The organism is Streptomyces sp. NPDC001339 (assembly GCF_042895955.1).
In the GTDB taxonomy this organism is placed as follows: Bacteria; Actinomycetota; Actinomycetes; order Streptomycetales; family Streptomycetaceae; genus Streptomyces.
Genome location: NZ_JBIAWT010000001.1, coordinates 1,075,138 through 1,091,127, shown reverse-complemented (window position 1 = coordinate 1,091,127; position 15,990 = coordinate 1,075,138). Strand labels below are relative to the sequence as shown.

The following is a 15,990-nucleotide window of genomic DNA, read 5'->3' as shown; positions in this document are numbered from 1 at the left end:
ATCCTTTTCATCGGGAGTTTTCAAACGGATTGCCCCAGTTGATTTCCTTCTTCCGTTCGTTTATTTTCGCCATGATCCGCTCCAGGTTCGGGAGTGTTCTGTTTCCCCTGGATTCATTCCGTTTGTCCGTCAGGAATTTCCTTACGTCCGCCGGGCCGCGAAATACCGTCCGGGGGATGGGAATCCTGTTGCCGTCCGCATCCTTGGTGTAGCGCGCGCCGTCGCCGGTGACCCCTGCCAGGTATCGGGCCTCTCGCTCCTCCAGCGTCTCGGGACCGAGGAAGTTCCTTATCTGGCTGGGGCCGGCGCTGTTGATGGGGAGTTTGTTGTGTTCCGAGGGATCGGGCTTCGGGATCTTCGTCTGGGCGTAGGAGTCCTTCGCGCCCGGGTCTTCCCGCCAGTCGCGGGGGGAGCGTCCCGTCCCCTTCTTCTTCGTGTACGTGCCGTAGCGCGCGTTGATATGGCTGGGGAAGCCCGGGAAGTCGTCGTACCCGAATTTCGCTTCCGCCTCGTACCAGATCATCTTGTACGGATCCGGGACGTCCTCATAGGCATTCCCCTCGATTTCCCGGTAGAAGGTCAGGTTGGTCTGCTGGCTTCGCGCGGGTACCAGGTTGTCCCCGCCCGCCTTACCGCCCAGAGCTTCCGGGAGGAGGTGCATGCGTACCCAGGATTCCCCCTTCATCCTGGACATGTTCTTATGCGTGATGTACTGCCAGCCGAGCGGCTGTCCGGCGCCCGCCACGTTGGGTTTCTCGCCGGTATGCTTCGCGGCCCTGCTGAGATATTCTCCCTTGGTTTTCTTGTTGCCGATGTTGGGAACGCCCTTCATATAAGCGGCGGCCGTCGGTGGTAGTGCGTCCTCCTTGCGTGGAGGGATCTTCGGATCGGGGAGCTGCTGTTCTTCCAGATAGTCCGTCCTGTCCTTCGGGTCGCTGAATCCGCCGATGACCTTGTCGGGCGGGTTGAGTGTCGCATGATCCTCGAATCGCTCGCGATTGCCGCGCTTTTCCAGCGTGGTGAGTCGGTACCATCGGCGCAGTACGGCGAGCGTGCCGCGGTGTATGGCTTGCGGAAGCCCCGGACGCAAAAGCTTCTTAAGTATCGCGCGAATTCTGTCGACCGCCTTGTCCAGGCGCTTCGACTTCGACTCCCTGGTGTTCTCTTTCTTCTTTTTGTCGTCCTTGCGCTGCTTCTTGTGCCGGGTGCGTCTGTTCTTCTCGTCGCGCCAGTCATGACGCTTCTTCTTGAACTTGTCGTAGAGCTTCTTCCCGGTGTTCTTGATCGACTTGCCCAGTTTGCTCTTGGTGAGCTTCCTGCCCAGCGTCTTGACCGCGTTCCTGGTCTTCTTCAGGGCCGCCTTGATCGTGCCCCTGAGCTTTTTCAGGGCGCGGCCCAGCGGCGACTTCGGCCGCTGCTTCTTGGGGCGCTTGGGAGCCTCGACCTCCTTCTTCTTCGGAGGCTTCGCCGGCGTCTTGCTCTTCTTGGCGTCAGGGGCGTCCTTGTCCGGACCCTTGCTCTTCTTGAGGTCCGGTCCGTCCTTGGCCGGCGCCTTGCCCGGACCGTCCTGGGCGGGCGTCCTGTCCGGGCCGGACTCGTCCTTGGCCTTTTTGACGTCCGCCTCGTCCTCACGCCTCTTCTTCAGCGGGTCCGGTGTCCGGCTCGTCGGGCGGCCGTCGGGATGGGTCTTCGGCTGGTGGGCGGGCGGGCCGCCGCCGGGGTTGCGGTCGGTGGAGTGGCCGGGGCGGTCCGGGACGCGGGGGCCCCTCGGTTTGGCCGGGCGCACCGGCTTGCGGAGGGCCTGGGCGGCCTTGCGGACGGCGCCCTTGGCGGCGTTGACGGCCTTGCCGGCTGCCTTGCGGGCGCCCTTCCCGGTCTTCTTCAGGCCCTGCATGATCTTCTGGGCCATGGCCTTGAGGCGCTTGCCGACGCCCTTCGTCGCTCGTTCCAGACGGATGAGGAGGAAGTTGGAGATGAAGTCGAGGAGGGCGACGATGCCGGCGGCGACCGCCTCCGCGAAAAGGCAGGCGGCCGGGCCGGCCTTGACCGCTTTCAGGTAGGCCCAGAACTTGCCGAAGGCCGCGATGATCGAGCTGATGCTGCGCCAGGCCGCCAGCAGCCCCTGGAGGATGGTGAGGATGGCGCCGGCGGCAGGCATCAGGGAGGAGATGAGCTTCTCGATGACGAGAGAGGCGATCATCATCGGGAGGGAGGCGATGATGGCGTCCCACGCCATCTTGCCGATCTGCTTGATCGACATGCAGCCCTTGACCAGGACGTTGATCACGGCCTTGCCGAGGCCGAGGATGCCTTCGACCTTGGTGTCGAACCAGCGCTTCACACCGGTCTTGATGGCGTCCCACAGGTGGTCCTGGATGCCGGCCTTCGCGGCGCTGCCGGCCTTGCCGAGCCAGCCGCCCGGGTCGGGGGCGATGTCGGCGAGGAGTTCGGCGAACTTGCCCATCGCGTCGATGGCGGCCTGGGCGAACTTCAGCGCGCCGACGATCACCGCCTTGTAGACGTTGATGGCGGCCTTGATGCCCGCCTCCAGGACGTCTAGGAGTGCGTTGAGCCCGGCCGCAAGGGCGTCCAGCAGCGTGTTGACGGCCTTCTTCAGGCCGTCCGCGAGCCTGTTGACAGTGTTGATGGCCGCGTCGCGCAGCTCGTTGATCTTGTTGCGGAACTTGTCGCGGAGCTCGGGGAACGCGGCGAGCAGGACGTCACAGACCGCGATGAGCGCGTCCGCAAGCTTGTTGATGAGGTCGATGGCCAGGTCGCGGACGAAGTCGATCGCCTTGTCGGCGAACTCCTTGAACTTGTCGATGACGCCGTTGATCAGGCCGCGGGCCTTGTCGAAGACATCGGAGACGAGTTTGACCAGGTTGTCGAAGAAGTCGGAGATCGCGCCGATCAGCTTGCCCAGGAGGCTGTCGGACTTCTTCTTCTCGTCCTCCTTCTTCTTCTCCGCCTCCTTCTCGGCGTCCTCGCGCTTCTTGTCGATGTCCTTGTTGTCGGTGTCCTTGCGGTCCGAGACCTCCTTGTCCTTGTCGTCCCGGCCCTTGGTGATCTTCCCGTTCTTGTCCTTGTGCTCCTTCTCGGTCTCCTTGTCCGCCTCCTCGATCTTCTTGTCCTGCTCATCGCGCCAGTTCTGACGCTCCTTGGTGGCCTCCTCGGCCGCCCGGCCGCGTTCCGCCGTCTGCTGATCGGCGTTGGCGGCGACCTCCTTGTCGATCTCGGCCTGCTTCTCCTGCTTGGACTTCTGCTCGCCCTGCTGGTGTTCCTTCTCCTTGGCCGTCAGCTGTCCCTGGGCATCGTTCGCCCCGCCGCGGAGTTCGGCACCCTTCTCCTGCTGGGCGACGACACCGATGCCCTCCTTGGGGGCCGCCGAGGGGCGTTCCCGGCCCCCGCCCCCGCGACGACGGCCCCCGGCGGCCTTGCCCGCCAGCTGCTCCTTCGGCGCGTTCGGGAAGATCTTGTCCTCGCCCAGCGGCTTGGACGCGTCCTCGCGTCCCGTCTCCTGGATCTTCCCCTGCTTCTTCTTCAGCGCATCGGCCTGTTCATCCGTACGCTTCGGGTCGCTCTTCCCCTCCAGTTTGATCTTCGGCGCGGGCCCGACCGTCTTGTTCCTCAGCTCGGGGTCGGTGGTCGGAACCCGGTCGGCGGCCTCCGCCACGCTGTCCGCGTCCCCCGCCGTGATCTTGCCGTCCTTGCTGGGCGGGAGTTCCGGCTTCCGGACGTTCTCCGTCGCCTTGGCGCCCTCGGCCTTCTCACCGCCCTTGGCCTTCTGCTCGCCCTTGTCCTGCTCCTCGCCGGCCCGCTCCAGCTTCCCGGTGACCGGGGCCGCGGCGGGAGCGGGCGGCGGGGGCGCCGACTGCGTCTGCGGGGCACCCGAAGGACGTTCGCGCTTCGGGGGGTTGGCGTCCAGCCGCCGCTGCTCGTCGGCGACCTTCTTCTCCGCCGCGCCGTCCACACCGGGCAGCGCCTGCTGCGCCTGGTCGGGCGGGAGCTTGCCGACCGTACTCAGCGCGGCCTTCGGGTCCTGGCCGGAGACGTCCGGGGGCTCGGGCTTCTTCTCCCGCTCGGGGGCCGCCGCACCGCCACTCCCGCCACAGCCCACCTTCCCGCCGGCGTCCTGCTCCCCGGAGGGCTCCGGCGGGGCGCACCCGCCGCCGTCCTTCTCCAGCGACGCCTCGGGGTTGGCCTTGGCCCCCTCCGGCGCGGGTGCGCCCAACTTGCCCGGGCTGTCCGCCTGTTCGCCGGCCGGGCCGACCGCGGCCTTCGCCGCCGACGGCGCGCCCCCCGGCCCCTCGGCCGCCTTCGGTCCGCCCGCGGGCTCGGACGTACCGACGGAGCCGCTCGGCGCCGCACCCGGCCCGCTCTCCTTGGGGATCTGGCTGCGCGGCGCGGCGGCTTCCCGCTCCGTACGCTCGGCCCTGTCCGGCTGCGCGGTACGGCGCGCGGCGGGGGAGGGGTGCCGGTCCTCGGCCCGCGTCTGCTCCTTCGGCGCCCCCGCGGGACGGGAGGCAGCGGCGGGCGCGGCCGTGGCACCGGCGCCCGGCCCGCCGCCGGCGGCAGCCGATGCGGGCTTCTCGGCGGCCGCCCCCTCAGGACGGCCCCTGGCCTCCGCCTTCTCCTCGTGCCGCTCCTGTTCCTTCTTCTCGTCCTGCTCGTCCTGCGCCTCGGCCGCGTCCGGCTTCTCCTGCCCGTCGCCCGAGTCGCCGTCCGCGTCCGCCGTACGGTCCCCGGCGTCCTGCCGGGCGGCCTTGGCCCCGTCCTCGTCCTGGTCCTGCTGCTGTTCGGGGCTCTTCTCCTCGGCCTCCTGCTCCGGTTCGGGCTTCTCCTCGTTCTCCGGATCCGGGCCGACCTCCTGCTCGACCGGCTTCTCCGGCGCCAGGTCCTTCTCGCTGCGGTCGGGAGCGTCGGCGGCGGGGCCGTGCTCGGGCTGCGGCGCCTCGCCCTCGACCGGGCCCCGCTCCTCACCCGGCGCCTTGGCCTCGGCCTCCGGCGCCTCCTCGTCCTCCTCCTGGCCGGTATCGTTCTCCCGCTCCTGCTGAATCCGCTCCGCCTTGGTGGGCGGGGGCGCCGGGAAGGACGGCATGGCGGCCGAAGGGTTCTCCGCCGTCGGTACGGAGGACAGGTCGGGATCGGTCTCCGGCAGATGGTCCTCGGGCTTCAGCTCCGCCTCGCCCTTGCCACCGCCGCCGCCCCGCTTCTCCTCCTGCCCGCCGTCGACCTCCTTGTCCGCGCCGGCCTCCAGCCCGAGGGGCCGCTCCTCCTCGCGCGGCTCGCCCTCGTCCTCGTCCTTCTCGTGCAGGCCGTGTGCGCTGAGTGCGCTGTCGCGCTGCTCGCCGCGCTCGTCGACCTTCTCCGGGCGTACGGGACCGGGCTGCTTCCTCGCCCTCGGATCGACCTCCTCCGGCTTCGCCCCGTCCGCCGGCTTCGCCGCGTCGTCCTGGCGCTTGCGCTTGTCCGCGCCCGGCCGGTTGGCCTGCTCGGGGTCCCGCTCCTCCCGCTCCCGCTGCTCCTTGCGCTCCTCCTTGGTGCGCTCGGCGCCCTCCTGACCCTTCTCGGCCTTCTCCGCGTCGGCCTGGTCCGCCTTTTCGCGTTCCTGGCCCTGCTTCTCCTCGTCCCGCTGCTGTTCCTTCCGGGAGTCCGCGAGCTCCTGGGCGCGCTCGTCCTCCTGCGCCGTACGCTCGCCGGCCTCCTTCTTCTCCGCCGCCGCGTCCTGCTCCGCCCTGGAGCGGTCCTGTTCCCGCTCGCCGTCCCGGCCCTTGGTGTTCTGCTTCTCCTCGGCGGCGTCCTCGTCCCGTGCTTCCCGCGACTCCTTCCTGCCCTCCCTCTGCCCGGCCGCCGCCGACCTCTCGTCCTGGAGCGGCGCGAGGGCGTCCGGTACCGGCTCGGGGACGTTCGACGGCTGAAGGGCAAGGGGCGCGGCGGCCTCGGCCTCGGCCGTCAGATCCAGCACCCGGTCGAACTCGGAGGCGAGCAGCCGGACTTCGAGACGGTCGAGGACCGATTCCTGGAGCTCCGGCCCCATCCGGGCGAGCTCTCCGCGCACCCGCCCCGACAGATCCTCCGGATCCCCCCGCAGCGATCGCAGCACCCCGTTCGCCAGCCGGTCCACCAGCGTCGCCGGGTCGAGCTGCTCGATACGGGAGCGGTCGGCGCCGGCCGTCGCGTAGCGGAGCCAGCCGGGAGTCGCCCGGCCCGGTTCGACCCCGGCAGCCGGGTCCTCCTCGCGCGTGGCCCCCTGTAGGGCGTCCCGTACGGAAGCCCTCGCCGCCGACTCCGCCTCCCGCTCGACGGATTCCTGGGGCAGGCTGACGGACCCCAGGTCACGGCCCGCGCGAAGGGCCCCCAGTCCGTGCGGATTCTGGACGGTGTGCAGCAGTTCGTGGGCCAGGAGCCGCCGGCCGTCCGCAGTGCCCGGGCGGTACGTGCCCTCGCGGAAGAAGATGTCCTGGCCGACGGCGAAGGCGTCCGCGCCCATCATCTCCGCCAGTTGCCCGGAGCCCCGGTCGGTGTGCAGGCGGACCTGGCTGAAGTCGTGGCCGAGCCGCTCCTCCAGCTCGCGCCGTACGCTCAGGTCCAGCGGCTGGCCCGCGCCGCTGACGATGTCCTTCGGCTCCGGGGCACGGGACTTGGCGGCTCGTTCCCGGCGCTTGCGGCGCTTGTCGTGGGCGGCCGAGCGGGTGTCCTGGGCGGCCTGGGACGTACTCATCGCGTATTCCCCCGTCCGGTGCGTCCCGTGTGTCCAGCGCGTCCGGTGAGTTCGGTGAGTTCGGTGCGTCCACTGCGTCCGGCGAGTCCTGCGTGTACCGCGCGTGCCAGCGCCTCACCCAGGCGTGCGGGAGAGGTGGCCGCGGGCAGGGGCGGCAGCCTGAGCCCGGTGAGGCCGTCCAGCGCCGCGCCCGTGCCGTCCTCCGCCAGTGGCACCCCGCGTTCGCGGACGAGCCGGGCCAGCTCGGCCTGGAACGCGGCGGTGACGCGGCCGGGGTCGACGCGCGCGTCGAAGCCGTCGAGGACGAGCTCGCCGATGTCGATACGGAAGCGCGATGCGGACTGCGGCGCCACCTCCGCCGGACCTGTGCCCGGTGGTCGTCCGGTGCTCTCGTTCAGACCCATCCCTGGACCTCCGACGGGGTCAGGGAACGTTCCAGCTTCAGGTACTCGGTGCGGGCGGCGGCCAGCATATGGCGCATCTGGAGGCGGTCGCCTTCGTCGGCGGCCAGGAAGGCACCCGAGAGCGCGATATTGCGGATCGAGCCGCCGGAGACGGTGAGTTGGGCGAGCAGGGAGGGTTCGATGCCCTTCACGGGAGCCTGGGCGGGCAGCACCCGGCGCCAGATCTCCGCCCGCTCCTTCTCTCCCGGGAAGGGGAAGTCGACGACGAACCGGATACGGCGCATGAAGGCGGAGTCCAGCGCCTTCTTCATGTTGGTGGTGAGGACGGCCAGGCCGCGGTACGCCTCCATCCGCATCAGCAGGTAGCTGACCTCCAGGTTCGCGTAACGGTCGTGGCTGTCCTTGACCTCGCTGCGCTTGCCGAACAACGCGTCCGCCTCGTCGAAGAGGAGCAGCGCCCCGCCCCGCTCCGCCGCGTCGAAGACCTTGCTGAGGTTCTTCTCCGTCTCACCGATGTATTTGCTGACGACCTGGGAGAGGTCGATGATGAACAGATCCAGGCCCAGCTCCTTGGCCATGACCTCGGCGGCCAGCGTCTTGCCCGTACCGGAGCCGCCCGCGAAGAGCGCGGTGACGCCCAGGCCGCTGCGGAGCGACTTCGCGAACCCCCACTCCTGGTGGACGGTCCCGCGCCGGCGTACGTGCGCGACGATCTCCTGGAGGATGCGCGTCTGCCGTTCGGCGAGGACCAGATCGTCCCAGCCGGCCCGCGGCTCGATCCGGCGGCCCAGCTCGTCCAGCCCCATCCGGGCCTCGGTCAGACCGGCCCGCCAGGCCAGCTCGGCGGCGTCCAGGGCGCCGGAGGACGGCAGACGCGTCTCCTCGAGGAGATCGCGGCGCACGGTGGCGGCGGCCGATCGTACGACGTGCGCCGGAAGCTGGAACTGGGCGACGAGAGCGCCGAGATGATGTTCCGTCACGTCATCGATGCCCACGAAGGCGTCCCGCCAGAGGCCGAGTTGCTCCTCGTCGGAGAGCCTGGGCACGGTCACCCGCTCACCGCGGGGGTGGCCGGTCCGGCGCGGGTCCGGGCTGGAGACGACGAGCGGGACGGCCGCGCCCACGATGAACGCGTCTGCGGCGGCATGCTGCTCGCGGTCCAGCTCGCCGACCTCGACGAGGAGGGCGGCGGGCAGCAGGATCGCCTCGCGTTGCCACAGGCGGGCCAGCCGGTCGCGTGCGGCGGGGTCGGCCGGGATGTCGTCGGCGGCCATGGAGTACAGGCCGAGCCCCGAGCGGCGGGCCGCGGTGGCCGCGATATCGGCGCGGGTACGGAGGTCGGCGCCGACCAGCTCCACCCGGAGCGGGGAGTCCGGGCCGGCGCCGGACCAGCCTGCCGCGACCCGGTCCGCGGCGGTGTCGTACGACGGCGGCAGGGTGCCGGGTGCGTGCGTACGGCGCAGCAGACCGTGCAGCTTGGCGTCCAGGTACGGCGCGCCGACCAGGAAGTGCAGGATGCGTTCGTCGAGGCGGAGGCGGGTGGTGGTCAGGCGGGTCTCGTCGTCCAGCTCGATCAGCTGCCAGCGGCGCAGCGGGGCGACGGGGGTGAGGGCGCTCCAGTGCGGGTCGGTGAGCGCGGCCAGGGCGAGGGCGAAGGTGGGGTGGGTGTGGCCGGGGTCGGCGCTCGCGGCGGCGCAGCGGGCGCCGGTCGTCGGGTCCAGTTCGGCCGCGGCGGCCAGGAGGACGATCTCCTGCTCGAAGGGGCTGAGGCCGAAGCAGGCGGTCAGCGCGTCGAGAGTGGCGGTGGGTGGGGTCGCGGCCTTGGTGGGCTCGGTGGGCCCGGCGGCCTCCGTGGTCCGGTCGGCTCGCGCCGCATGGGCGTCCAGGCGCGCCAGTACGGACCGTACGGCCGCCGCCAGCGCCCCGTCGCCGCCACTGTTCATGTCATCCGCTCCGCCCGCTCCGCGCACCCCGCTCAGCTCTCCTCGCCGTCGTCACGTGCGGTGGACTTGTCGGTCGCCTTCCGGGTACGGGACGCACGGGAGTTACGGGTGGTGCGGGAGGCGCGAGGACGGGCGGCCTTCGCCGCGGCGGGCTTGGCCTTCACCGCCTCGGTGGTCTCCACCGGAGGTTCCGGAGATGCCGGCGTCTCCGGCGCACCCGGCGTCTCCGGCGCACCCGGCGCCCCGAACGGCAGCGCCGTCACCTCCGGCCGTTCCACCGGCTTCGCCGGCTTCGGCTTCTCATGCCCGTCCAGCAGCACCAGCGACGCCTGGTACACGACCGACAGTGCGTACGGCGTGTTGTGGAGCATCCCCCAGAGCTTCGACGTCTCGTCGACGTCCATCTGGGTCGGTGTGAAACGGACCCGCTGCAGCGCATCGGCGAGGTCGCTGCCCTCCAGACAGGGACGCCGGGCCGCCTCCTCGATCAACTCCTTGGACAGCATGGGGATTTCGTGCAGAGTGCGCACCACACTCCCGATCAGCCGCTGCCCGACCAGCTCGGTCTCCTCGCCGTACGCGCTGATCAGGAAGTGCAGATCGATCGCGGCGGCGGACCGCTTGATCAGCGTTCCGTCGGAGGCGCGGGTGACCAGGTCGTTGTTGCGCATCGACGGGTTGTGGGTGACCTGGTAGAGGAAGACCGTGATCGTCGGTTCCGTCGGCGGGTCGGACGGCGGCTTACGGGTCTCCACCGACACGGCGATATCGAGCTCCGGGTGCAGATTGTGCTCGATCAGCAGTGCCAGGGCCTGGGTGACCGTCGCGACGGCGAGAGCGTTGCTCATCGGCCGGCCCCCTCTCCGCGCGCCAGGTAGTCCGCGAGGCTCAGCGAGGGCGCCCGCCGCTCCGTACGCGCCGGCCGGCCGCTCCCCGGGAGTCGTTCGGTACTCGCCGCATGGACCTCCAGACGGCCGATCTGTACGTGCACCACCCGTTCGGCGCCGCGCTGTCCGCGTCGCCCGGAGACCGCGGCCCGCGCCGCGGCGTTCCGGGCGGCGGCCGGTCCGTCGTCCGTACGCGGGCGCAGCGCCGGGGGCGAGGCCAGCAGGCCGGTGTCCGCCTGCGCGCGGGCGGACACCGAGGACCTCGCACCCGCGCCGGGACCGCTGTCCTCAGCTCCCGCCCCGGGCCGCCGCGGGCGTACGGCCTCGGACGCGGCCCGGCGCGGCCCCGGCTCGACGGACGCCGCGGGCCGCAGCAGCGGGGCCGCCGGCCGCACCGCCGGCCCGATAAGGCCGTCGGCAGCGCCGCGTGGCGCCTCCTCGCCCCGCAGGACGGTCGTCCGCCGCTCGCGCTCGGTGGTCCTGATCTCCCGCTCGTACCGGATCCGTTCCCCGTCGAACGGCGGCGACCACGCCGCCCGCGGAGACGGTGGCGCCGGAGCGTCCGGCACGCCCGGTTCGCCGGACGCGCCCCGCAGCGCTTCGATCCGCTCGAACGGGCCGGGCAGCCGCGGCCGTACGAGCGTGCGCCGGGCGGCCCCGTCCCCGTCCGCGCGGCCGTCGGTCCCGTACGTACGGCCGTCGGACGCGGCCGCGAACGGGTCCGCAGACCGGTCCGCGGACGGGGCCCCGGGCCGCTCGGGTGCGTACCGCGCCAGCAACCGGCCGAAGTAGTCGTCAGGCATCTGCGCACAGCTCCAGGTAGTAGCGGCGCCGCAGGGGACTCAGCGCCAGGATCTCGGGCTCGCTCCAGCCGTAGGCCGACGCGAGCAGATGCACGTCCAGGAGCACATCGCGTGCCCAGGCGTCCAGTTCGGTCCACAGGTACGCCGCGATGTCCAGCTCCGCCGGGGTGGCCGCGCCGCACTCCGGACAGGTGATGTTCAGTGCCGACTCGGCCGCTGGATCGGCCTCTTGGGCCGCTTCGCCGAACCGCTTGAGCACCGGGTCGGGCAGCAGCCGCGCGAGGTCCTCCTGGCCCGTCACCTCGCGCCCGTCGTCCCGTACCGCCGACAGGACGCAACGGGCACCCAGCAGCCGCCGGGCGTCCTCCGCCACCGCGGCCTCCTCCGCGGCGGCTGTGAGATCGGCCGGGCACGGCAGCCGGAACCGCACCACCCACCCGTCCGCCGCCACCCGCAGGCCACCCTCGGGCACTTGTGGCCGGGCGGGGCCCAGCTCGGCTGCGTCGAGCTCGAACTCCAGCGCCGCACCGCACTCCGGATCGGCGCAGTCCAGGGTGACCTGCATCCGCTCCCCGAACAGCGCCCGGCGCAGCGCGAACAGATCGGCCGCCCGCTCCCCGAGCGGCACCGACAGCAGCGCGTCGGGGCCGGCCTCGGGGCGGGCAGCGCGATGCAGCAGCAGGGCCCGGCCGCTGCCCTGCTCGGCCAGCCCGGCCTCCCAGATGGCCAGGAGTTCCGTCGGCCCGGCGACCGTCATGCGTTCACCCCCGTTCGGTCCCGTTCGGCGCTCCCGCGCTGCCTGGCTCCCGCGCTGCCTTGCTCCCGCACTGCCTCAGGGGCGTGGGAGGCCAGGCTCACGCCGGGTGCGTGAACGACGGCTCCTCCGGTTCCGGGACCTCGTAATCGCGCTCCCAGCCCTCGCACTCCAGCTTCAGGCTCTGGATGGCGACGGCGTTGGCGTTGGCGTCCATCTCGCCCAGGACCTGGTATTCGCTCGGCCAGGAGCGGTAGATCTTGTGCGAGACGGCGACCTGGCCGGCCTCGTTGAGGACCTGGATGATGATGTCCTTGCGGAAGTCGGCCAGTGAGACCTCGGCGCCGAGACCCGCGCCGACCTGCCAGACCTTGTTGGCCCAGCGGTCGAACTCCGGGTCGTGGGTGACCCCGCGCTCCAGGGTGATGCCCTCGAACTCGGAGCGCCCCGGCGACTTGCGCGGTGAGCTGGGGTCGCCGCCGTTCCGGTGCTTGACGACCTCCGTCGTCCGCTTCAGCGGGCTGATCTTGCTGACGCCCGCGACCGTACGGCCGTCCCACAGGACCAGGAACTTGAAGTTCTTGTACGGGTCAAAGCGATGGGCGTTGATCTGGAACTCTGCCATCGGATTCCTTCAGTTTCCTTCAGTAGAACTTGACCTGGACCTTGACCTTGACCTTGATCTGGACCGTGACCTTGATCTGGACCTGTAACTAGACCTAGACCTAGACCTAGACCTCGAACTGGCCCGCCATCTGCTGGATCTTGACGATCACGAACTCCGCGGGCTTGACGGGCGCGATACCGACCACGACGTTCACGATCCCGTTCTCGATGTCGGCCTCCGTCGTGGTGTCCTTGTCGCATTTCACGAAGTACGCCTGCCGCGGCGTGCTGCCCTTGAAGGCGCCCTTCTCGAAGAGGGAGTGCAGGTATGCCGAGACGTTGAGACGGATCTGGAGCCAGAGCTGTTCGTTGTTGGGCTCGAAGACGACCCACTGGAGGCCCCGCAGCAGGCTCTCCTCGATGTGCAGGGCCAGCCGCCGGACCGGTACGTACTTCCACTCGCTGTCGAGGGCGTCCGCGCCCTGCAGCGTACGGGCGCCCCATACCAACGGGCCGACCAGCGGGAACGTACGCAGGCAGTTGATGCCGAGCGGGTTGAGCAAGCCGTGCTCACGGTCCGTCAGCTTGACGGCGAGGGAGTGAACTCCCGCCAGCCGGGCCTCGGTTCCCGCAGGCGCCTTCCATACCCCGCGCTCGCCATCCGTACGGGCGATGACACCGGCGATCGCGCCGCACGGAGGGAAGGAGCGCAGCCGGCCGGAGAGCGGGTCGGTGAGCTGGAGGTGCGGGAAGTAGAGGGCGGAGTGGTTTCCGCGGACGGGTGCGAACGCGGCGATTCCGGCCCGGGCGGCGTCCACGCCGCCCCAGGCGGCGGGCGCGTCGACGAGGAGGAAGATCCGGCGCTCCTGGCAGAGCCGCTCGGCCGCGGAGAGGACGGAGACGATGTCGTCGGTGCTTTCGTACGAGGCCAGCTCGGGCAGGGCGAGCAGGTTGACGTCGTCGACGTCGCGCAGCGCCTGGAGGCCGCTCTTGTGGGCCTCGCTGCCGATCAGGTCGCGGGGGCCGGGCGGGTCACCGTCCTCGCCGCCGCACAGCGGGAACACCGGCGGGTTGACGGACGCCTCCAGGCCGAGGTCGTTGGCGCACTCGCCGAGGAAGCGGACGATGTCGCGCGGGTCGGTGGACCCGGCCACGACCTGGATGCGGTGGCCGAAGGGGATGACCTCGGCGCCGGCGAAGGCGTGCTTGCCGGGGGCGTCCGGCAGGGCGCGCAGCTTGCGTTCCAGGAGGAGGGCCAGCTCGGTGACGTCGCAGGGCGGCTCGCCGTCGCAGTCCGGGTCGTAGAGGGTGAACTCCCGCTCCACCTCGCCGATCTTGACGGTCAATTCGACGTTCAGGTCCGGGAGTTCATGGTGGAAGGCCTTGGAGACGGTGCCGGAGGGGTCCGGGCGGCCCTCGCCGACGACTTCGGCGCGGATCAGCGCGGAGCCGGCGTTGATCACCGTTTCGGCGTAGCGGCCGTGGCAGGAGTCCATGGACAGGCCGGTGAAGGATTCGCGGGAGTGGCCGTGTGCGTCGAGGACCTGGAGGTTGAAGGTCTCCTCCGGACACGGGGTGTCGTAGTCCACGGCCACGCGCAGGCCGTCGCCCCAGACGCCGGGCTCCTTGGCGTACACCTTCAGCACCGGGCACTGGCTGTGCCCCTCGGTGGACTCCAGGGTGGCGTGGGCGGCCTCGCCGCTGCCGGCCTTGGTGACCCGGACGATCACGGCGACCGTGCCGCCGTTGCCGAAGAACTGGTGGACGGCGTACGCGACCGGGCTCTGCGAGGTCAGCCCGCCGAAGCGGCGCTCGAAGTCGGCGAAGCTGGTGATCCGTACCGGCTGGTTGAGCGGGCCGCGCCGGGTGTGGCCGACGAACGCGGTCACGGAGGTGGTGACGGTGGTGATGCTGCGGACGCTGCTGGGAAGCTCTTCGACATAGACGCCGGGGTAGCCCCGATGGGCGGTATGTGTCGGCATTCCCCCTCCAATCCCTTCAGGCACCGAATGTGAGGGCACCAGGACATCGAGAAAGCCGGGAGGGGTGGCGGGAGGAGAGGGGAGGGACTCGGGTGCGGACCAGCCCACGACGGCACACCGCACCGGCCGTGGTCGCGCATCCCCCCACTGCTCATCAAGTTCCCCCGTCTGCATCCGGTGCGGGCGGTCCGTGGGCTGCCGGACGACCTGCACGGGACCAAGCCCGGAGCGCGCGGTTTCAGCTGCGGTTTCGGCTGCGATTCCGGCCGCGGTTCCGGCTTGTGACTCCTGATGCGAAAGTGCTCAACGCAGTGTGCAATGGGGGGAGTTGATCGGACAAGGCTCTTTCCGGACTCCGGCTGCGAAGGTGTTGTGCGGGTGCGTCGCACGTTCTTTCCAAGCGGATTCCTGCTCTCCCGAAACCTCTTCGTCACGGTGCGTAGCAATGCGTGGGCGCGTGAACGCGGAGCGTGCGGCCCGGGATCTGTGACCGTAATCACCGCTGGAGTGTGATCTGTGATTTAGGGCCTCACGTCCTGCGGCGATAACCTGCGAGACGGACATGCCGCGTATCCGGTCACCGTGTACGCCTCCCCTGTGACACCGCCGTCACGTTGCCCTTCGCGGCACGCCCATCGCAGACAACGAACCGCGATCACTACGGCGATTCTGAGAAGACAAGGGACGGACGCGCGTGGACCTGTTCGAGTACCAGGCGAGGGACCTCTTCGCCAAGCACGGTGTACCGGTGCTGGCCGGTGAAGTCATCGACACGCCTGAGGCGGCGCGCGAGGCGACGGAGCGACTGGGCGGCAAGTCGGTCGTCAAGGCCCAGGTCAAGGTCGGCGGCCGCGGCAAGGCCGGTGGCGTGAAGCTGGCCGCCACCCCGGACGAGGCCGTCGCCCGCGCGACGGACATCCTCGGCATGGACATCAAGGGCCACACGGTCCACAAGGTGATGATCGCCGAGACCGCACCGGAGATCGCGGAGGAGTACTACGTCTCCTTCCTCCTCGACCGCACCAACCGCACCTTCCTCTCCATCGCCTCCGTCGAGGGCGGCGTGGAGATCGAGCAGGTGGCGGAGGAGCGCCCCGAGGCCGTCGCCAAGACCCCGATCGACGCCAACGAGGGTGTGACCCCGGAGAAGGCCCGCGAGATCGTCGAGGCCGCGAAGTTCCCGGCCGAGGTCGCCGGCAAGGTCGCCGACATCCTCGTCACCCTGTGGGAGACCTTCATCAAGGAGGACGCGCTCCTCGTCGAGGTCAACCCGCTCGCCAAGGTCGCCAGCGGTGACGTCCTCGCCCTCGACGGCAAGGTCTCGCTGGACGCCAACGCCGAGTTCCGCCAGCCGGAGCACGAGGCCCTCGAGGACAAGGCCGCGGCCAACCCGCTCGAGGCCGCCGCGAAGGCCAAGGGCCTGAACTACGTCAAGCTCGACGGCCAGGTCGGCATCATCGGCAACGGCGCGGGTCTCGTCATGAGCACCCTCGACGTCGTCGCCTACGCCGGCGAGAAGCACGACAACGTCAAGCCCGCCAACTTCCTCGACATCGGTGGCGGCGCCTCCGCCGAGGTCATGGCGAACGGCCTGGAGATCATCCTCGGCGACCCGGACGTCAAGTCCGTGTTCGTCAACGTCTTCGGTGGCATCACCGCCTGCGACGAGGTCGCCAAGGGCATCGTCCAGGCCCTGGAGCTGCTGAAGTCCAAGGGCGAGGAGGTCACCAAGCCCCTGGTCGTCCGCCTCGACGGCAACAACGCGGAGCTGGGTCGCAAGATCCTGTCGGACGCCAACCACCCGCTGGTCCAGCGCGTGGACACCATGGACGGCGCGGCCGACAAGGCCGCCGAGCTCGCGGCTGCGAAGTAAGGGACGAGGGACTCCAA

The 15,990-nt window shown here is 70.4% G+C and carries 9 protein-coding genes; 1 reads left to right on the top strand and 8 read right to left on the bottom strand.

The genetic code is table 11. The annotated features are described in order from the left end of the window. Positions 1–7: 7 nt before the first annotated feature. The 8 genes from ACFY12_RS04695 to ACFY12_RS04660 form a co-directional block, all read right to left on the bottom strand. Entirely contained in the window at positions 8–6,721 is a 6,714-nt protein-coding gene (locus ACFY12_RS04695) for a DUF4157 domain-containing protein (RefSeq protein ID WP_390714229.1), read from the bottom strand. Next, the gene (locus ACFY12_RS04690; RefSeq protein ID WP_390714228.1) at positions 6,718–7,125 is read right to left on the bottom strand and encodes a hypothetical protein; all 408 of its coding nucleotides are present in this window, start codon (positions 7,123–7,125) and stop codon (positions 6,718–6,720) included. The genes ACFY12_RS04695 and ACFY12_RS04690 overlap by 4 nt, the downstream gene beginning before the upstream one ends. Continuing rightward, positions 7,116–9,068 carry an ATP-binding protein gene (locus tag ACFY12_RS04685; RefSeq protein WP_390714227.1) on the bottom strand — a complete coding sequence of 651 codons (1,953 nt, stop codon included), beginning with the start codon at positions 9,066–9,068 and terminating at the stop codon, positions 7,116–7,118. The genes ACFY12_RS04690 and ACFY12_RS04685 overlap by 10 nt, the downstream gene beginning before the upstream one ends. A gap of 32 nt (positions 9,069–9,100) precedes the next feature. Then, a complete protein-coding gene (locus tag ACFY12_RS04680; RefSeq protein ID WP_390714226.1) occupies positions 9,101–9,916 on the bottom strand; it encodes a DUF4255 domain-containing protein in 816 nt (271 codons plus the stop codon). After that, positions 9,913–10,758 (bottom strand): hypothetical protein, encoded by an 846-nt coding sequence (locus ACFY12_RS04675; RefSeq protein WP_390714225.1) that lies wholly within the window; start codon positions 10,756–10,758, stop codon positions 9,913–9,915. Before ACFY12_RS04675 ends, ACFY12_RS04680 begins: the two co-directional genes overlap by 4 nt. Beyond that, positions 10,751–11,515 (bottom strand): hypothetical protein, encoded by a 765-nt coding sequence (locus ACFY12_RS04670; protein ID WP_390714224.1) that lies wholly within the window; start codon positions 11,513–11,515, stop codon positions 10,751–10,753. The genes ACFY12_RS04675 and ACFY12_RS04670 overlap by 8 nt, the downstream gene beginning before the upstream one ends. Before the next feature lie 97 nt (positions 11,516–11,612). After that, the gene (locus ACFY12_RS04665; protein ID WP_390714223.1) at positions 11,613–12,137 is read right to left on the bottom strand and encodes a phage tail protein; all 525 of its coding nucleotides are present in this window, start codon (positions 12,135–12,137) and stop codon (positions 11,613–11,615) included. Positions 12,138–12,243: 106 nt separating this feature from the next. Continuing rightward, entirely contained in the window at positions 12,244–14,100 is a 1,857-nt protein-coding gene (locus tag ACFY12_RS04660) for a phage tail sheath family protein (RefSeq protein ID WP_390714222.1), read from the bottom strand. 694 nt (positions 14,101–14,794) lie between these two features. Here ACFY12_RS04660 and sucC point away from each other — a divergent pair. Further along, positions 14,795–15,973 carry an ADP-forming succinate--CoA ligase subunit beta gene (sucC, locus tag ACFY12_RS04655; RefSeq protein WP_390714221.1) on the top strand — a complete coding sequence of 393 codons (1,179 nt, stop codon included), beginning with the start codon at positions 14,795–14,797 and terminating at the stop codon, positions 15,971–15,973. Positions 15,974–15,990 lie beyond the last annotated feature (17 nt).

What these genes read in the sequence shown, in the direction of transcription:
- ACFY12_RS04665 (WP_390714223.1), bottom strand. Translation starts at nt 12,137, where the DNA reads ATGGCAGAGTTCCAGATCAACGCCCATCGCTTTGACCCGTACAAGAAC.
- ACFY12_RS04695 (WP_390714229.1), bottom strand. Translation starts at nt 6,721, where the DNA reads ATGAGTACGTCCCAGGCCGCCCAGGACACCCGCTCGGCCGCCCACGAC.
- ACFY12_RS04670 (WP_390714224.1), bottom strand. Translation starts at nt 11,515, where the DNA reads ATGACGGTCGCCGGGCCGACGGAACTCCTGGCCATCTGGGAGGCCGGG.
- ACFY12_RS04680 (WP_390714226.1), bottom strand. Translation starts at nt 9,916, where the DNA reads ATGAGCAACGCTCTCGCCGTCGCGACGGTCACCCAGGCCCTGGCACTG.
- ACFY12_RS04660 (WP_390714222.1), bottom strand. Translation starts at nt 14,100, where the DNA reads ATGCCGACACATACCGCCCATCGGGGCTACCCCGGCGTCTATGTCGAA.
- ACFY12_RS04675 (WP_390714225.1), bottom strand. Translation starts at nt 10,758, where the DNA reads ATGCCTGACGACTACTTCGGCCGGTTGCTGGCGCGGTACGCACCCGAG.
- ACFY12_RS04690 (WP_390714228.1), bottom strand. Translation starts at nt 7,125, where the DNA reads ATGGGTCTGAACGAGAGCACCGGACGACCACCGGGCACAGGTCCGGCG.
- ACFY12_RS04685 (WP_390714227.1), bottom strand. Translation starts at nt 9,068, where the DNA reads ATGAACAGTGGCGGCGACGGGGCGCTGGCGGCGGCCGTACGGTCCGTA.